11 protein-coding genes are annotated in these 16,076 nt (G+C 55.5%); 5 read left to right on the forward strand and 6 right to left on the reverse strand.

From position 1 onward, the window contains the following. On the forward strand, nucleotides 1-1,185 hold a 1,185-nt coding region (locus VM163_11010; protein ID HUT04408.1), incomplete at its 5' end, for a hypothetical protein. A 576-nt stretch (nucleotides 1,186-1,761) separates the two neighbouring features. Then, a complete protein-coding gene (locus tag VM163_11015) occupies nucleotides 1,762-2,829 on the forward strand; it encodes a kelch repeat-containing protein (protein ID HUT04409.1) in 1,068 nt (355 codons plus the stop codon). A 126-nt stretch (nucleotides 2,830-2,955) separates the two neighbouring features. Here VM163_11015 and VM163_11020 read toward each other — a convergent pair whose 3' ends face one another. The 5 genes from VM163_11020 to VM163_11040 form a co-directional block, all read right to left on the reverse strand. Continuing rightward, nucleotides 2,956-3,306, reverse strand: coding sequence for a hypothetical protein (locus VM163_11020; GenBank protein ID HUT04410.1), 351 nt, complete (start codon nucleotides 3,304-3,306; stop codon nucleotides 2,956-2,958). Between the two features lie 645 nt (nucleotides 3,307-3,951). After that, nucleotides 3,952-5,544, reverse strand: a complete 1,593-nt coding sequence (locus tag VM163_11025) for an AAA family ATPase (protein ID HUT04411.1) — start codon at nucleotides 5,542-5,544, stop codon at nucleotides 3,952-3,954. A 433-nt stretch (nucleotides 5,545-5,977) separates the two neighbouring features. Then, a complete protein-coding gene (gene tatC / locus VM163_11030; GenBank protein ID HUT04412.1) occupies nucleotides 5,978-6,724 on the reverse strand; it encodes a twin-arginine translocase subunit TatC in 747 nt (248 codons plus the stop codon). A 6-nt stretch (nucleotides 6,725-6,730) separates the two neighbouring features. Next, nucleotides 6,731-7,843: a lysylphosphatidylglycerol synthase transmembrane domain-containing protein gene (locus VM163_11035; GenBank protein ID HUT04413.1), complete on the reverse strand. Its 1,113-nt coding sequence runs from the start codon at nucleotides 7,841-7,843 to the stop codon at nucleotides 6,731-6,733. 16 nt (nucleotides 7,844-7,859) lie between these two features. Further along, nucleotides 7,860-8,042 carry a hypothetical protein gene (locus VM163_11040; GenBank protein ID HUT04414.1) on the reverse strand — a complete coding sequence of 61 codons (183 nt, stop codon included), beginning with the start codon at nucleotides 8,040-8,042 and terminating at the stop codon, nucleotides 7,860-7,862. A gap of 544 nt (nucleotides 8,043-8,586) precedes the next feature. Between VM163_11040 and VM163_11045 the strand changes: the two genes are divergently transcribed. The 3 genes from VM163_11045 to VM163_11055 all read left to right on the forward strand — a co-directional run bounded on the left by VM163_11045 (nucleotide 8,587) and on the right by VM163_11055 (nucleotide 12,659). Next, entirely contained in the window at nucleotides 8,587-9,420 is an 834-nt protein-coding gene (locus VM163_11045; protein HUT04415.1) for an anti-sigma factor antagonist, read from the forward strand. Between the two features lie 139 nt (nucleotides 9,421-9,559). Next, nucleotides 9,560-10,744, forward strand: coding sequence for a glycosyltransferase (locus tag VM163_11050; protein HUT04416.1), 1,185 nt, complete (start codon nucleotides 9,560-9,562; stop codon nucleotides 10,742-10,744). Then, nucleotides 10,737-12,659 carry an ATP-binding protein gene (locus VM163_11055; GenBank protein ID HUT04417.1) on the forward strand — a complete coding sequence of 641 codons (1,923 nt, stop codon included), beginning with the start codon at nucleotides 10,737-10,739 and terminating at the stop codon, nucleotides 12,657-12,659. Before VM163_11050 ends, VM163_11055 begins: the two co-directional genes overlap by 8 nt. Here VM163_11055 and VM163_11060 read toward each other — a convergent pair. After that, a complete protein-coding gene (locus tag VM163_11060) occupies nucleotides 12,584-15,949 on the reverse strand; it encodes a PQQ-binding-like beta-propeller repeat protein (protein ID HUT04418.1) in 3,366 nt (1,121 codons plus the stop codon). The two genes, VM163_11055 and VM163_11060, sit on opposite strands and share 76 nt — an antisense overlap. Nucleotides 15,950-16,076 lie beyond the last annotated feature (127 nt).

The following is a 16,076-nucleotide window of genomic DNA, read 5'->3' on the forward strand; positions in this document are numbered from 1 at the left end:
CTGGGCTACTTGACGGTCTCCTGCTTGGGCGCAGCTCTGGACGCCGAGAGGCGCTCGAGCCGGGCGTCAGTCCTGGTCTCATTCCTGGACTGGGTCGTTGTGATTTCGATCAGCTATTGGGTGTTTGAGCTGTTCAGAGCAAGCTGGGTCGAGTTCTTCTCTCAGCAGCCCGTGATCAACCATCCGAGATTCTGGGTCGCCTCGATCACTGCTATCGCGCTCCTGTGCAGGTGCGCTATCTCCAAAAGCGTCTTGCCTAAGGTCTCCCGGGTGCCGCTGAAGGCATTATCAGTTGGCCTGATCGTGCTGATCGTCGGCTTTTACGCTGGCGGCTTCTTGAAAGTGATGGCAGCATCCGTGGCCGAATCGGATGATGCTGCCAAGCTTCCCGAGGCGATTATTGCGGTAAAACCGCAGGTTCCGGATAATACCTTGATACTGGTGGTCTTCGACGGCAGCGTCCCCATCAAGGACGAGGAGGTCCTCTGCGCAAGCCTCCGGTGTAGGCTTAGGGGTGAGTATGGGAAGGACTGGATGACGCTGGGTGCGGCCAGCTTTCGCGCTTGGACCAAGAGCTTTCAATACAACGCGATAGCGCCGGAGACAACGTTTCTGGCGTTTCGGTATGACGGAAAGAAGGCGGTTGAGGACCCAGAACTGGTCAGACGCATTCTCAAGCGCCAACAGTCATATCTGGCGCTACGATCCGACGTGATACACGCCCGGGCGGCTGTCGCCTCAACAGCCAATAGCGCTCTGCTGCGCCTCGAGCCAGAGATCGATTCGATGCTTATTGACAAGGCGGAGCTTCACATCACCAATACGTCAATGCAGAGCTTACATGTGCGGCTAGAGTTCACCTCAAACGGTAGGACCGGCTCACTCGAGCTGCCGGCTCACATCGAAGGGACAAAGGCTACGGTTGTTCTTGACCGCGAGCCGCAATGGGTGTTGGCCGGGCGCCTGAGCGAGGTGCGCATCTTGGTCCTGGCGGGCCCGTCCGATTTCTCTATTGTCGAGGCAAGACTCGTCCAGACGAAGGGCCGAATCACTGAGACCCCGCTACCAGTGCTGCCGGATGGACCATCTCCAACGATAGCTTATATACCTTGGCTCCCTCTAACCCACGTGCTGCCTATATGTTTCCCAATCAAAGACGTAGCCGGATGCGTTGCGCTGCCATAATGCTGCCCTAACCCCTGCCCGCTTCGCCTGTTGCACCCAACGGGTGATTTGGAGTGCGGAGGCTCGACGCGGCGTGGGCTCTGCTAAGGAGCGTACGGTTGTCTCGCGGATGGAGGGCAGAAGCTCGTGCCCGAAGGGCAGACCATGGGTAGCCGCAGGCGTAGCCTGACGGTGCGAATAACGCCACAATCCCCCTTTCTAACCTCCCCGTTGCGTTGCACGCACGGCTAACCCATGGTATCCCCTGTCGGGCGGAGAGCCTCCGCTCCCATAGCCTGCGCCTCCGGCGGAGGCGAGCTCGGAACGTGCGAGCCGACCTCCGCGATGGCCAATAGAAAAAGCTACCCGAGTGCCGTGGGCACCCCGTTAGGTGAAGGAGGCACCAACTCCGCTTTCCGCATGAACTCCCCTGCCTATGTGCCAGCCAGCTTCAGACCTCAACTTCAGAAACGATCAGTCTGATTATTGGCTCTCGAGGGCTGTTGACATGACAAGCTGCAGCTTGCATAGTTGCTTCTTGTTTGAAGTGAGATGTTCTCTTTCTTGGTAACGGATTGTCGGGGGAGTGAGGCTCGTATGAAGACGAAGTGTTTGGTTGTATTGGTTATGGTCTTTGGTCTTTGTGCAGCATTGTTGCTTGCTGCGCAGAAGGCCAAGCGGCCAAGGTTTGCGGAGATTACGACGAATAAGAGCGCGCCCAAACCTCGTGTCCAGCCTGTTGTGGTATTCCGTGAGAAGGCCAACCAGCTTGTGGTTTTCGGAGGCCGGCTTGAATCACTCACTCCGTTGGGAGACCTGTGGACTCTGAACCTGAAGACGAGGGAGTGGTCTCGGATTGAGCCCAAGGATGGTGATTTGAGGAAGCTTTGGCTTGGGATAGGCGTTTATGACACCAAAAGGGACCGGATGGTTGTCACTGTTCCGCTGGTTGAGAAGGGGATTGAGACACACTGGTATAGTTTCTCCGAGAACAAGTGGCACGATGCATCACACAGCGGTGATATTCCCACGTGCCGGATGCTGACGGCATCTGTCTATGACCCCAAGTCGGACTCGATGGTCTTTTTCGGAGGATCAGCCTGGGTCAACCCGGACAACACACGATATCGGACAGTGTATTTCAATGATGTCTATTCACTTTCGCTGGAAGATTTCAAGTGGAAGAAGTTGGAGACAAAGGGCGACATTCCCGAGCCGCGCGACCGGCACAGCGAGATATATGACCCCAAGACCGGGTCACTTCTGGTCTTCGGTGGAATTGGGACAGGTAAGGGCGGCTCTGAGATGGATTTCAGCAACGTCTATTCGCTTGACCTAGCCAAAGCTGAATGGAAGAAGATCGAGACCAAAGGCATCGTGCCTGGGTTAAGGTCAGGGCATTGTGCGGTTTACGATCCCGTCAGGCACCGTATGGTCGTTTTCGGCGGCCAGGATGATTTCAAACATAAGCATTACTTGGAGCTTCTGGCGTTGGACCTTACGACGTATGAGTGGTCGCAAATCCAGCCTGAACTGCGAATGACGCTTCAGGTGTGCGGCGCTGCCGCTGTCTGGGATTCAGTTCAGAAGCGTGCTCTACTCTTTGGCGGGAGCCAGCCGGGCAGGATGCACATGAACTCAGTCTGGGAGTTAGTCGATAACTAGCCGCCTGGGTATGCGACGACTCAAACGCACGGCGACGATGTTCGCTACCAACGCGAGTAGCCAATAGCGTCTGGATAGAACCGCTCAAACGTAGGAATGTGCGCCTTCTGCGCCAGGTACTCGCGGTCAGAGGACGTCGATCGGGCGAAGGAATCTGAACTCGCCGGGCGACGAGATGCCGCAGTAGAAGTGAATCGGCTCAATTGATAAGCCATACGGGACCTGCGCCTCAATTAGCGAATAGCGGTCGAGATAGAAGTGAACGGGCGCCGCAAACGGGATGCCGCTCGGCTCCGGCGTGAACTCCGGGTAGAACAAGAGCTGGCCATCGCCTAAATCGCAGGCGATATAGATGTCGATGTCCCGCGCCGGGCCTGGGTTGACGAGGGTGAACGTCGCCTTGACCTCGCCGACGGTCTCCGCGTTGGCCTTGTTCCAGCCGAGCGACTGGACCGAGCGCCTCAAGAACAAGTCCAAGAACGCCCTCGCGCTGAAGCTGCTGATGGGGGAGGGGTGAGGCGCGATCAGATGGCCTCTGGTCCAAAGTCAATGATGTCGCGAAGTAGGTGAGGATGAAGATCTTTGCGAGGATCACATGCCTTATGCAGAAGCCGTTTATTCTTAAGCCCACATGCGACCGTCTTGCCCTTTAGTATGTCGATTTGTTTCTCTGTCAACGGCAAAGTGATCAGTACGGGGAACCAACGGACCTCAACTTCCCCATTCATTCTTCTCTTAAGACCGCGTAGGATTCTCCGGACTTCTTCAGAAGTGTGTTTGAATTTCTGGTCGAATTTGGACCTGCCCCGAATGTCTTTCCTTTTGGGTCTTGGGAGTTGACTTCTGATCTCTGCAAGGACAATAGCGATGAAGGGCTCGCGTCCGTCATCTCGTTCATAGAGTATGATGCAATCACATTTGCGCCTTTTTTCTTTCTGAATCAAAGGCTCGCCCAAAACGACGAATGAGTCTTCTGGCACCTCTTCGGTGCAGATATGGCATTCGTGTTCCTGGTCACCTGGGAGACGGACGGGTTCTCTACATCCCTCTGGCCTGATCACCTCCTTCAGACTCGTGCGATTCTTGAGATAATCCACGGCTCCTTGGCGATCTCTCCTCAATCTACCATTCGTCATCCAAGTATTCCTTGGGATCGATCTGACGTCTGAGATCAACTAGCTCGTCATACATCGCATGGCTAACCTTGACGAATTCCTGCTCGGAGAATCCCTCCTCCGTAACCTCAAGCTCCTCAGTCCGATAGGCTGTCCCCTTCTTGATCCTGTTGTCCCTCTTGAACAGGTAGGCACCGACCTCATCATGATTGAGATAGACGTCTGGGAGGTCATCTGATTTCTCTTTGAATCGCTTTGCCCTTAGCTCGCCCCGCAAGATGTAGTTGTTGATCTGCCCAAACAGATAGTCGCTGTGCGTCGTGATGATCAAATTGACGCCCTCCCGGACGAGCTTCACAAGGTACTTGGCGAGCACTCTGATATTCGCTGGATGCAGGTGGGCCTCAGGCTCGTCGATGATGAGGGCATCTCCGGGTTTGATTGCATACCTCAAATACAGAAAGAGTGGCGCTAGCTCGGATACGCTTGATGAGGCTCTGTAAAGAGGGATTTTGCCGCCTTCGAACTCATATAGGAAAGTCGGGGGCAGATTCGGATGCGCTACTTCCAGGACTATCCGGCCCTGAATCAAATCATCGGACATCTGGATTTCCATCTTGGCAAAAGGTCCTTCTGGTTGAGGCAAATGCGTCAGGAATGTCATGAAGTTGGAGGTCACGCCAGTTATAGTGGGGATCTCCGATCTCTCGTGCCCGGCTTCGCCCATCTGACGGAAGACGCCCGAAACAAGAGGTTTATAGACCTCAAGCAAGGCTGATCTGGGGGCGGGTAGGTAGTGGAACTCGCGCTTATGCAACCTCCGCCTCTCCTCACCGAAAGCCTCCAGGAAGTCGTGCCAAAACCCAAACTGTGCAGTTCGTGCAAGGTGCGCCAGCAAGAAGGCGATCTCCTCATCGTGCGCAAGATCCGCCTCATGCTTGTCATTCGCCACGGCTTTGATCCTATCGCATATGCTGCTCAGCTTGTTCTCCGCCACAAGGGCATGCAATAGCTTCTCATTTCCCCCAATCCGTATCTCCCCTACATCCGAACCAGAGTCATACTTGAGATCTAAGTGGCGAGTTCGGCAGAGGAGTTGAAATCGCTTTTGGCCTGATCTAGCGAGGTCGGAGCCTTTCGTGCTGAACGATGTCCCGATTTGCCCTGCTATATTCTTTCGTAATAGCTCTTGCTGATCATCGAGAAGCTTGGGGAAGAACCGGCTGAGGAAACCGGCTATATCGAGTCCGCCATCCCCAAATGCGATCAAATCGGGTGCCAGAGACTTGAGGAATGCGTCATATGACTTGAACCATTCGGCTCCGGAGGGATCGGCGGAAAAAGAGAATTGATGAGAAGCTTTCTCCCTGATTCTCAATACTCGAGCCGGCATTACGGCGTACACGGAGACTATCTGCAAGGCCTTCCACAGCGAATAGAACATCGTCGCTACATACGTCTTCCCTGAGTTATTCGGGCCGATGAAGATGGTTAGTGGTTTGAGGTCGATTTCGGCCTTTCGGAGCGGGCCGAAGTTCTCGAGCGTCAGCTTGAGGTCCAGCGGTTTTGGCTTCGTCTTTTTTTTCTTCTTTGGGCTCATTCTTTGAGGCCCTCCTTTGTGCAACCGCTTCAGGGTTGATTTCTTATTCTCGTTTTCACGTTTCCGTAGGTTTCACCTACGGCTACCCACGTTATCCCCTTTCAGGGAATTGAAGGATTACAGTATTTTCTCGCGGCAAGCGCATCGCCCACCGTCTGGTTCCTTCAACTGACCTAAAGATACCACCTAGGGGAAGTCGCATCAAACGGTTCAGGTAATTCATGGGTTAGCCATCAATCGCCTTGCGATTGGCGGCTGGCCGAGAGGTTGCCTCGCAACATCTCGGCGCAAGGCACAAAAGCAGCGGAGGGGTGTGGGGGTGCCCACGGCACACGGGAGAACGTTTCGGATTATCTTTTGCCCTGTTGGCTCGCACGTTCCGAGCTCGCCTCAGCCAAGCTCCGTTATTGTTTGTGGCTGTCCCTGCATACGATTAATCCCGCCTGGTCAGGAGCCTTGCGGCGAGGATGCTGAGTTCGTAGAGGGCGAGTAGGGGAATGGCCATTAGGATTTGGGTGAGGGCGTCGGGCGGCGTCAAAATGGCCGCCACGATGAAGATGAGAACGATCGCGTATCGCCTGGCTCTTCTAACCTGATTGAGCGTCACGATGCCTGAGCGGACGAGAAAGACAATTACGAGCGGCAGCTGGAACACGAGGCCGAAGGCGAGAAGGACGCGGGCGCAGAAATTGACGTAAAAAGCCAGCGAGATGTTGGGCGCGGCGATGCCCTGTGCGCTTTTTAGGAAGAACGTGAAGGCATAGGGCAGTATCGTGAAATACGCGAAGAGAATCCCCGCAGCAAAGAGGACCGTGGAGAATATGACGAGCATCAAGCCGGCTTTGGCTTCCTTTTTCTTGAGAGCCGGCAGCACGAATGCCCAGACCTGGTGGATGATCACCGGGAAGGCGACGATCGCGGCTGCCACGAGCGCCACTTTGATATGAGTTACGAAGGCTTCCTGCACTTTAAGTATCGCCAGGGTTCCTTCGGGCGAGAGAGCCCTTTTGATCGGCGCTATGAGCACGAGAAGAATATGGTCGGAGAAAACGTAGGCAACTGCGAATCCGGCAATCACTGCCGCGATGCAAACGATGAGGCGCCTCCTGAATTCGGCGAGATGCTCGACAATCGACATCTTGCCGGAGTCTCGCTCGTCGTCAGCCTGGGGCTGGGCCATCTTTCACTACGAGCTCTCCCCGGCTGCCATCCGCTCTTGCTTGCTGGCCTTGATTATCTGGAAGAAGGATGTTTTGCCGACCCAGCACAGGATGAAGCCGAGTATCGTTACGGGGATGATGGACAGGGCCCACAGCATCAAGGCGTAGCTGGTTGCGACCTGCTCCTGAACGCCAAGCAAGACCATCGCTGCTGCGGCCGCTAGCTGGAATATGCCGATGAACCCCGGCGAGGATGGGAGCATGACGCCGACCGTGAGTATCGCGGTCACGAAGAGGCCCATGTGGATTGGGAGCGTCAGTCCGAACGCGAGCGAAAGCAGCCATGGGCCGATCGCAATTGTGCCCCAAGTCAGAAGCGACCACACAAAGACATTTGCTGCCTGAGCTGGCGTGTTAATCGAGGCGATCCCGTCGGAAAAGGAGAGCAGGGCGTCTGTTACTTTACGAATGGCGGTCTTGGGCGCGAAGAAGAGCACTTTGGAAATGACGAGCTCTGTTTTTTTTGATGCAAACCGCAAGAACAGGAGTATTGACATGATTCCGAGGTACAGAGCGAGCGTCGAGTAACCGAAGTAGCGTAGCCTTTGCTGGGTGATAGCCGCGACTATTCTCTGCATTGGCTCGCTCAATTGGGAGGGGTCTGGTGGCTTGGGAAATGCTGTTACAGTGAGCGCCAAGACGAGGATGGCCAGGACGCAGAAGCCGTCGCAGAGCCGCTCGACGACAATTGTGGCGAAGGTTGATGTTGCGCGGATATTCTCGTTCTTGGCAAGGACATAGGCTCGGACGAACTCGCCGGCACGCATTGGGAAGATATTTGAGGCGGTGAAGCCGATGATGGTGGCCGAGAAAGAGGGGCCAACCGTCACGCGCTTTAGCGGCCTCAACAGAAAGCGCCACCTGACGGCTCTTGCCCAGTAGGTGGTGAAGATCGAGATGAGGGTCAGCAAGAGGAACCCGATTTTGGCCTCCTTCATGGTCTTCCACATCTCGCCGAAATCGCACATTCGGATGAAGTAGTAAAGGCAGCCGGCGCTAATGAGAAGGCCGAGAAGGACCTTCCAGTTTCTGGCCAAAAAGGGCTTTGGTTCGGGAGCAGTGCTTCGAGAGTTCTTCATCGGGTTTTGCTGGAGATCAGGCCATTTTCAACCCGACGACCCAGAATGCAAAGGACATCACAATGATCATTCCCCACAGCAAGCCTTTTCTGGGCAAAAACTTATTATCCTTCGTGAAGGCTGTGAAGATGAACACAATCGTCGAAGTAACCCACCCGGCGAAGCCTGCTACACACAATGCTGCCCAAATCTGAGACAATCTCATTCTCCTAGCGCAATCAGGGAGAGAAACGCACCCGGCACATCCAGTATGACGCAGAAGTATATGTGCCCGCCGCCTAGGCTGTCAAGAAGTGTGGGACTCCCCAATAATCAGATTGAAGAGGGGAATGTTGCGGCCGCGTCGGGGACGGGGCGCATGGGATTCTGCCCGAAAGGGCACACCACAGGTAGCCGCAGGCGTCAGCCTGACGGTAAAAGAGAGCTCCTATGCCGCGAGGATAACCCTCCCGTTGCATTGCATGCACGGCTACCCACGGTATCCCCTGTCGGGGATTGCAGCCTCGCTCCCTCATTTACACCCGCCAAGTAAAGGAAGCAGCAGTCCGGACTGCAACATGAACTCATCTATCTACGTGTCAGGCAACTTCAAGAGACAACTTCGCGCACGGTCAATCTGACTATTGGGGACTCCTCGGTCAAGGGTCGAGGCGAGATTTACCTTGAGTTTTCAACCTCCGCTTACGATAAGGCTTGCCGGTTATAGTAGATTTTTTAGCTGTTGAAACAGATGAGGGACTGTTGTGCTGAAGACCTGGAACTACGGAGGGGTCATCGTCCTTGAGTTGGGCGGTGTTGTCAACGTAACTAACACGCGGAACATCTTCGGCCAGATAAAGCACTTGGTTGAGGACCCGTCCGTCCATAGGATCGTGTTCGACATGTCAGGCGTGCTTCGGGTTGACAGCTCAGGCCTCGGACTACTCGTCAGGATAGCCAAGACGCTCCAGGCGCACAACGCGCAGCTGTGCTTGGCGGGCGTTTCAGGTCCAGTTGCAGAGGTTCTCGAGCACACTGAACTTGATCGTTTTTTCAAGATGGCCCAAGACGTCGATGAGGCGGTCGAGATGTTGGAGCGCGACTCAGGGTCAGGCCACGCCGGCAACTTCATTCCCGATCGCCGGTCTGGTGAGAATCTGGCGGATGGCTTCAGAAAACTCCTCAGGTCCATCAGCCCAACGGTATCTGACGACGAGATCAATGATCTGATAGCGTCAATACAGCAGCTGGAGAAGTGGGAGAGCATGATGGGGCTTTTGGTCGAAGCTTATGATAAGGACCTTCTGGCGAAGGCGGACGAGATCGCAACCAAAAGACTCTCCGTCATACGTGAGGTTGCGATCGGTTTGAGCCACGAAATTAACAATCCCTTGACAGTAATCCTCGCGACGAGCGAGCTGTTGGAGAGAAAGCTCTCCGGCGGCGTCGAAAACGGCGTCCTACAACGACTCAGGTCGATCCAGTCGCAGTGCGAGCGCATCAAGGAGATCGTGGCGAAGGTCTCGGCGATCGTTAAGCCCGTCTCAAGTGAATACTACTGCGGGATGAAGATGATCGACGTCCACAAGTCTGCCTAGCCTGCGCCTCACTCCTCTGATATGACCGCACCTGCATTAAGGGTGCAGCAAGCGGCACCCCTTGTGATTTCATAGCGCCTTCGATCTTTCCTCATTTTCTCATGTCCATTCGTCCCCGTCCGTGGTTGAATCAGCTCTTATGGAACGCATACCTCTGTCAAATGAGCCAGCAGGACTCACCCGCGTGCTGCGGGTCATAACGCAGCTCTCTCGCGGTGGGGTCGAGGCGAAACTCGCGTCGCTTCTGCCGCTCTTGCGAGACCGGGGCTTTGATGTGGCAGTCTGCTGCATCAAGGAGGCAGGCTCGCTTGCGGGGCGACTCGCCCAGGCGGGGGCACGCGTTCACGTCTGCCGCGTTCGCTCGCGCCTCGACCCGGTCGGGATTTTCGGCCTCGCCCGGTTCATCAGGCGGCAGCAGACCGACATCGTCCACACGCACATGTACGCAGCGAACATCACCGGGACGCTCGCCGCGCGCCTCGCCGGCGCTCCTGTCATTATCTCGAACGTTCACAATGTTGGGAAGTTCCGAACGAGGCGCCAGGTTATTCAAGATCGGTTCGTGGCGCGTTTTCGCGACGCAACCGTCTGTGTGTCTGAACGTGTGAAGCAGGACTATCTGGAGGCTACTGGTCTTTCAGGACGAGACATTGTTGTGATCTATAATGGTGTTGATACTGAGAGATTCAGGCCCCGTGAGCTCTGGCGTGCTGGGAAGCGCAGCCCAAGCAGCGAGGTGAGAGCCCAGCTTGGGATCGGAGATGACGAGCAGCTCGTGGTTGCTGCTGGCCGGCTCATCCCACAGAAGAGACCTGAGCTGCTGCTCTCGGCTTTTGCAATTGTCCATGAGTCGCAGCCCGGGACGCGGCTGTTGGTTCTTGGGAGCGGCGAGCTTCACGATTCGCTCGTCGAGCTTTCGAGAAAACTTGGGATTGCGCACGCCGTCATATTCGCGGGTTACCGCAAGGACGTGGCCGAATGCCTTGCCGCCTCGGACGTATTTGTGTCATCCTCAGCAAAAGAGGGCTTCTCCAATGTGCTGTTGGAGGCGCTGGCCACGGGACTTCCGGCGGTTGTAACCGACGTCGGCGGCAACCGGGAGGCGGTTCGGGACGGCCAGGAGGGATTTCTGTGCGAGCCGTGCGCGGAGGGGCTTGCCGAGCGAGTTGTGCGCATTTTGACCGATGCTGAGCTTCGGAAGGAAATGTCGAGAAACGCAAGGAGCCGTGCGATGGAGTTCGGATTGGAGCGGATGGCGGATCAGACCGCGGCGCTTTATGAGCGGCTCCTTTCGCGGGGAATAGAGCGGGCGTCAGATGGATAACACGTTTGTTTTTGTGGCCGATCTCATGCTGCGAGGATTGACCACGTTCTTCTACGAATTAAGCGGCATGTTTTTCTCCCACTTCATACAATTCATGTTCGCCGTCCTGATCCTCGTGATGGTCAACATCGAGCGCAAGCGGACACACAGTAGGGAGTACACCTATCTGACGCTCGGGTTCATAGTGCTGATGTCCCAGGAGTATCTCAACTGCTCGGTCTTGGGTCTGCGAGTGATCGCTCACCTCTCTCCGGTGGAGCAGTATTCCGTCCTGCTAGATAGAGTGCTGGAGCTTTTCGCGCTGATAATCCTGACTACGGCCTTTCTGTATCCGGTGACCAGGCGGAAGATGTTTCTGCAAAAGATCATGGTCTATAACCTTCTATCCGCTGTCGGTATATCGCTGGCGGTGTTTGTCTCGTTCCATTTGCAGCAGCCACCTGTCGCCTTCGCTCTTCACTGGGGTTGTTGGCTCATCGCATCTCTCGATCTCGCGCTTCTGGCTGCGATCGTGTTCTACACCCTACTTGCGGGACGCAAATCGACGTGGCTTATCGTCGCTGCCGCATTGCTGTGGGCATTCGCGCAGGCGTGCATATTGCGGAACGTTCTTGGGTTCGAGGGCCGAGATTCTACGCTTGTGATGCTCAGCGAGACCGTCCCGATCTTCGTCTATGCGCTGCTGGTTCTCGCCATCTACAGGCAAATAGCCAGGCAATACATTAGCTTGCACCTTGCCACCCTGAAGAGCAAGCAGCGACTACAGGCGATTTTTGACGGCATAACTGATGGGATAATCACGCTGGACAAGAACCTGGGAGTCCTCAACGTAAACGAGAGTGAGCAGAGACTCCTGGGCCTTCCGGTAGAAGAGATAGTTGGCAAAAAGTGCCACGAGCTTTTCCAAAGAGGCGACCGACCATGCCCAAACTGCCCAGCGCTCACCACGCTCAGATCAGGTAAAAAGGCCTCCGCGGCGTTTCATGCTCCGAGGAAGGAGGGCGAGGAACCCTCGTTCCTCGAGGAGGAGGTGTTTCCGCTCTTCAACCAGGAGGGCGAGGTCGAGCAGGTAATACTTTACATCAAAGACACCACCGACCGGCACAAAATCGAGGACCGCATGAGGTCGCTCGATCGCCTCGCAGCGGTCGGCGAGATGGCAGCTCGGATAGCACACGAAATTCGCAACCCACTTGAGGCGATAAGCGGCTCCGCTGAGTATCTCGGCCAGACAGTAGATAGCGACTTGGTCAGGGAGTTCACCAAGATAATACGTGACGAGTCCAGGAGGCTTTCCAGCCTCACGAGGAATCTGCTCGACTACTCGACCCGCATCAACCTGAACCCCAAACTGAGCAACATCAACTACCTCGTAATGGATACCAAAAAACTCTTGAAGACCGAGTTCGACGAGGCGCAAGCAAAATTGAAGCTGCAACTTGACAGAGACCTGCCGGACACTCTCTTCGACCCCGGCCTGATCAAGCAGGTCCTGATAAACCTCGTAATCAATTCATTGGAGGCCGCGAAATCACCGGCCGTGGTTGTTTTGGGCACGCGCCTCAATCGCGACGGGCTCGGCGTCGGCGGGGCAGAGGGCCAAGAGCCGGTGGTGAGCGAGTTTATGTCGCTTGGCCCCGCACATCAGGTCGTTGGAGACGACGGACTGAAGGCCCGGAAGCACATCGCAATATACTGTCGCGATTTCGGCAAGGGGATGACTGAGAAGAGCATCGAGACCATCTTCAACCCATTCGTTACGAGCAAGGCCAAAGGCTCTGGGCTGGGACTTGCCACGAGCGAGAGGATTGTCTCGGAGCACAACGGGATGATCGAGGTCTATTCGCGCCTCGGCAAGGGGACGCTCTTCGTGGTCAGGTTGCCGTTCATAAGGGATGTGAACAGTTTCGGCTGACTGGGCCAGCCCCGCAGACCACCAAGCGTCGCGGACACCGGCCCATGTGCCGTCCATTTGCCGCTCGTGTCGACGTCAACCAGCCAGTAATCGTAGCTGACGCCCGCCTCGACGTTGCGGTCAACGAATCTGTATGAGGCGCCCGAGGCCGCCGTGCCCTCCGCTGCGATCAGATCGCCCACCTGCACGTAGTCGCTCGCGCCCGCAATCGCCCGATAGATAAGGAAGCCGGCGTTGTCGATCTCGGCGCCCGTCTGCCAGCGCAGCACGATGCTTGAGCCATGCGGCCGCGCCTCGAACGACACGAGCTCGATGTATGTGCAGCCGTGATATTCATAGTGGTAGCCCATATCAACGGTGTTGATGTCTAGAAAGCCGTTTACAGCGGTCGAGTATTCCTCGTTGTCCGCTCCGCCGAATGGATCGCTGCTGGGGTCTCCGGCGTCGATACATAGACTCCACTGAGCCTCGGGCCATCCGGCGCCGTCGTTCTCCTGCTTCAGGAAATACCCGTCATAATTGGTTTCCCCACCTCGTGAGCAGAATCGTGGGTCATTGTCAATGTTCCCAGTGCCTGCCCAGCCACCTTGAACATCGGAGTATGTGACTGTAACAGAACCGGGGCCGGCGATCTCGTCGGGCGAATTGCCCCAAAGAATCGAATTCTTCACCTCGGGTTCACAATCAGTATCCGCGTAAACCGCACCGCCACCATTAGCATTCGAGGCGCTGTTGTCAGCTAGGGTGCAGTTTCTGATAATCGGTGAGGATGGGGCGTACCCTGAACCAGTGCCTCCTTTGGAGCAGTATATACCACCCCCAGCGCCCTCAGTATCACCATCACCGTATTTCTCACCGGTTGCTTGATTCTGTTTGATGATGTTGTTTGTGATCGTCGGAGAGCTGTTGTCTAAGCAGCATATTCCGGCCCCGGCGCCGCAGGAGCGCTCTATGGAGTTGCTAGTGATTTGGTTGCTGTGAATCGTCGGCGATGACTGATAGCAGTATATGCCGCCGCCATATATTTCGGCCACGTTCCCCGCTATGATGTTGTTTTCAACGGTGGGGGAACTATACTCGCAGCAAATTCCGCCTGAGTTGCCAGTGATTTCGTTGCTTCTGATTGTGGGCGAACTTTCCTCGTTGCAGTATATCCCGCCCCCGGCGCCGCTGGAGCGCTCTACGGAGTTGCCAGTGATCTGGTTCTTCTCAATCATGGGCGAGCTGTTGTCCAAACAGCCTATCCCGGCGCCACACATTTCGGCCACGTTCTCCGCTATAGTGTTGCTGTCAATCGTCGGCGATGACTGATAGCAGTATATGCCGCCACCATAGCAGTAAGCGCTGCCGGAGGCCTCATTGTGTATGATATTATTCCCCGTGATCGTCGGATTAGAATAGGCGAAACAGGATATCCCGCCACCATGGCGTTCCGCGCAGTTGTGAGTAATCGTGTTATTTTCAATACTCGGCGAACTCAAATAGCAGCAGATTCCGGCACCCTCAGCACCTGATGTGTTCTCGCTGATGACGTTGTGTGAAATCGTCGCAGGACCGCTGCTGCCTAAGTATATGCCACCGCCGTAGCTATACGGCGATGAGCTTTCTGTTACGAGATTACTTGTGATAGTGTTGTTGGTGATCGTCAGGTAATCGCAGGCGGCGCAGAAGATTCCGCCACCTTTATACCTGGCAGTGTTGGAAATTATGGTGTTGTTCTGAATCGACACCGAACAAGACCAGGCGCAGTATATGCCCCCGCCAGTCTTGTCGGGAGCACTGGTACTGTCTGCCCGGCCTCCTGTTATCGTAAACCCTTCTATCGTCAGGTCGTTCACCGTATCGCAGTAGATCACATGATATGCGTCATCCTCCGCGTCAAGGATCGTTGTGTCTCGGTTCTCGCCCAACAGCGAGACCCAGCTCTCCATATAGAGGGGGAACGTCTCCCCGTTGTATGGGGGGGTTGAGGCGGCATAAGTGCCGGCCGCGACGTGAATGGTGACGGGTTCCGCCTCGCTGCCGGAAACAGTGTCAAGCGCGTGAGTGATTGTCTGCCAGGGGCCGTGGGTCCCGTCGTACGTCGGGCGCATCCCGTCATAAGAGTCGCTTCCGCTGTCCCCGTTCACATAGTAGCTGACTGGGTAATCGCCTATGGCATACAAGACACCGTCAGGATTGACGCAATATAGCGTCCCATCCTCTCCAAGGGATGGACCGAGCATCCATCCCACTCGCCCGGCAATTTCTAATGACCAGAGCAATGTGCCGTCCGGCTCAATCGCCCATGCCGTTCCGTCATCGCCATTGCGGGTGCAAAAGAAGACAACACCGTCATCGTCGATTATTGGAGACGATGCGTGACTTTCTCCTGTATCATAGGACCATTTCAGGCTGCCGTCAGGCCATAAGGCGCTCACTTTGCCATTATAGTCGCCAACATAAACCACCCCATCCTCGCCTAGTGCCAAAGATGTATGGACCCGAACGCCGACGTTGTAGTCCCAGATGATCGATCCGTCGGCTGGGTCAACGGACCATACGTGACCGTTATACCCGGTCGGCACGTATAGAATGCCCTCTTCGTCAATGGTTACAGTAGCCCAGCCCATATTTGACTCTGAGATCTTCCACTTCTGGGTCCCGTCCGGATTGATGGCATAAAGCCCACCGCTGTAATACGAGCTGATATAGATTGTGCCATCTGCAGCCAGCGCTGGGCTGGCATCAACATCACAAGCAGCCGTGAAGGACCATTTCACGGTTCCGTCGGGGTTGAAGGCGTAGAGACGGTTGTCGACAGATCCGACATAAACTGTCCCATCCGCGCCGATACTTGGGGCTGAGCAAACGCGGTCTCCCGTGGTGTAACTCCACTTAAGCGTGCTATCACTATTGATAGCGTAGAACTTATGATCCCTTTCTCCCCCGACGTATAAGGTGCCATCTTGCGCCACTGCCGGGTCTGAGTAGTAGAATCCCCCGCCCGGGGCGTCATAGGTCCAATGCAAAGTGCCATCGGAATCGATGGCGTAGAACGTCCCCGCATAGGTACCCAAATAGACAATGGAATCCGGACCGATAGCCGGCGAACAGGCTACCTCTCCGTCGGTTTGGTAGGTCCACCTTATTGTGGGGCTCTTTGGTCCTCTGTGAGGACTGCGACCTGTATGTTTCGGGTTCATCTGGTGCATCGGCCACACGTCGTCAGCCAGGGCACCCGTCACCATGATCGCGAGGACCGTGATCATGGTAGCGAGCGTCAACGTCATCTCTCGTCGTAAAAACATCTCTCTTCTCCTTACAAGTCTTTAGGGCGATTTGACGTTCCGTCGCGCTACCGCTTTGTGAATCGCCCCTACAACCATATTTGGGCAGGGCAAGCACTGCCCCTACAAATCAAAACGACAAACCATG

It is taken from the genome of bacterium (genome assembly GCA_035527515.1).
Lineage (GTDB): Bacteria > B130-G9 > B130-G9 > B130-G9 > B130-G9 > B130-G9.

Bases quoted from the DNA above. Each gene is read 5' to 3' on its own strand.
- VM163_11015 (HUT04409.1), top strand. From the start codon at position 1,762: ATGAAGACGAAGTGTTTGGTTGTATTGGTTATGGTCTTTGGTCTTTGT.
- VM163_11035 (HUT04413.1), bottom strand. From the start codon at position 7,843: ATGAAGAACTCTCGAAGCACTGCTCCCGAACCAAAGCCCTTTTTGGCC.
- VM163_11025 (HUT04411.1), bottom strand. From the start codon at position 5,544: ATGAGCCCAAAGAAGAAAAAAAAGACGAAGCCAAAACCGCTGGACCTC.
- VM163_11055 (HUT04417.1), top strand. From the start codon at position 10,737: ATGGATAACACGTTTGTTTTTGTGGCCGATCTCATGCTGCGAGGATTG.
- tatC (HUT04412.1), bottom strand. From the start codon at position 6,724: ATGGCCCAGCCCCAGGCTGACGACGAGCGAGACTCCGGCAAGATGTCG.
- VM163_11050 (HUT04416.1), top strand. From the start codon at position 9,560: ATGGAACGCATACCTCTGTCAAATGAGCCAGCAGGACTCACCCGCGTG.
- VM163_11060 (HUT04418.1), bottom strand. From the start codon at position 15,949: ATGTTTTTACGACGAGAGATGACGTTGACGCTCGCTACCATGATCACG.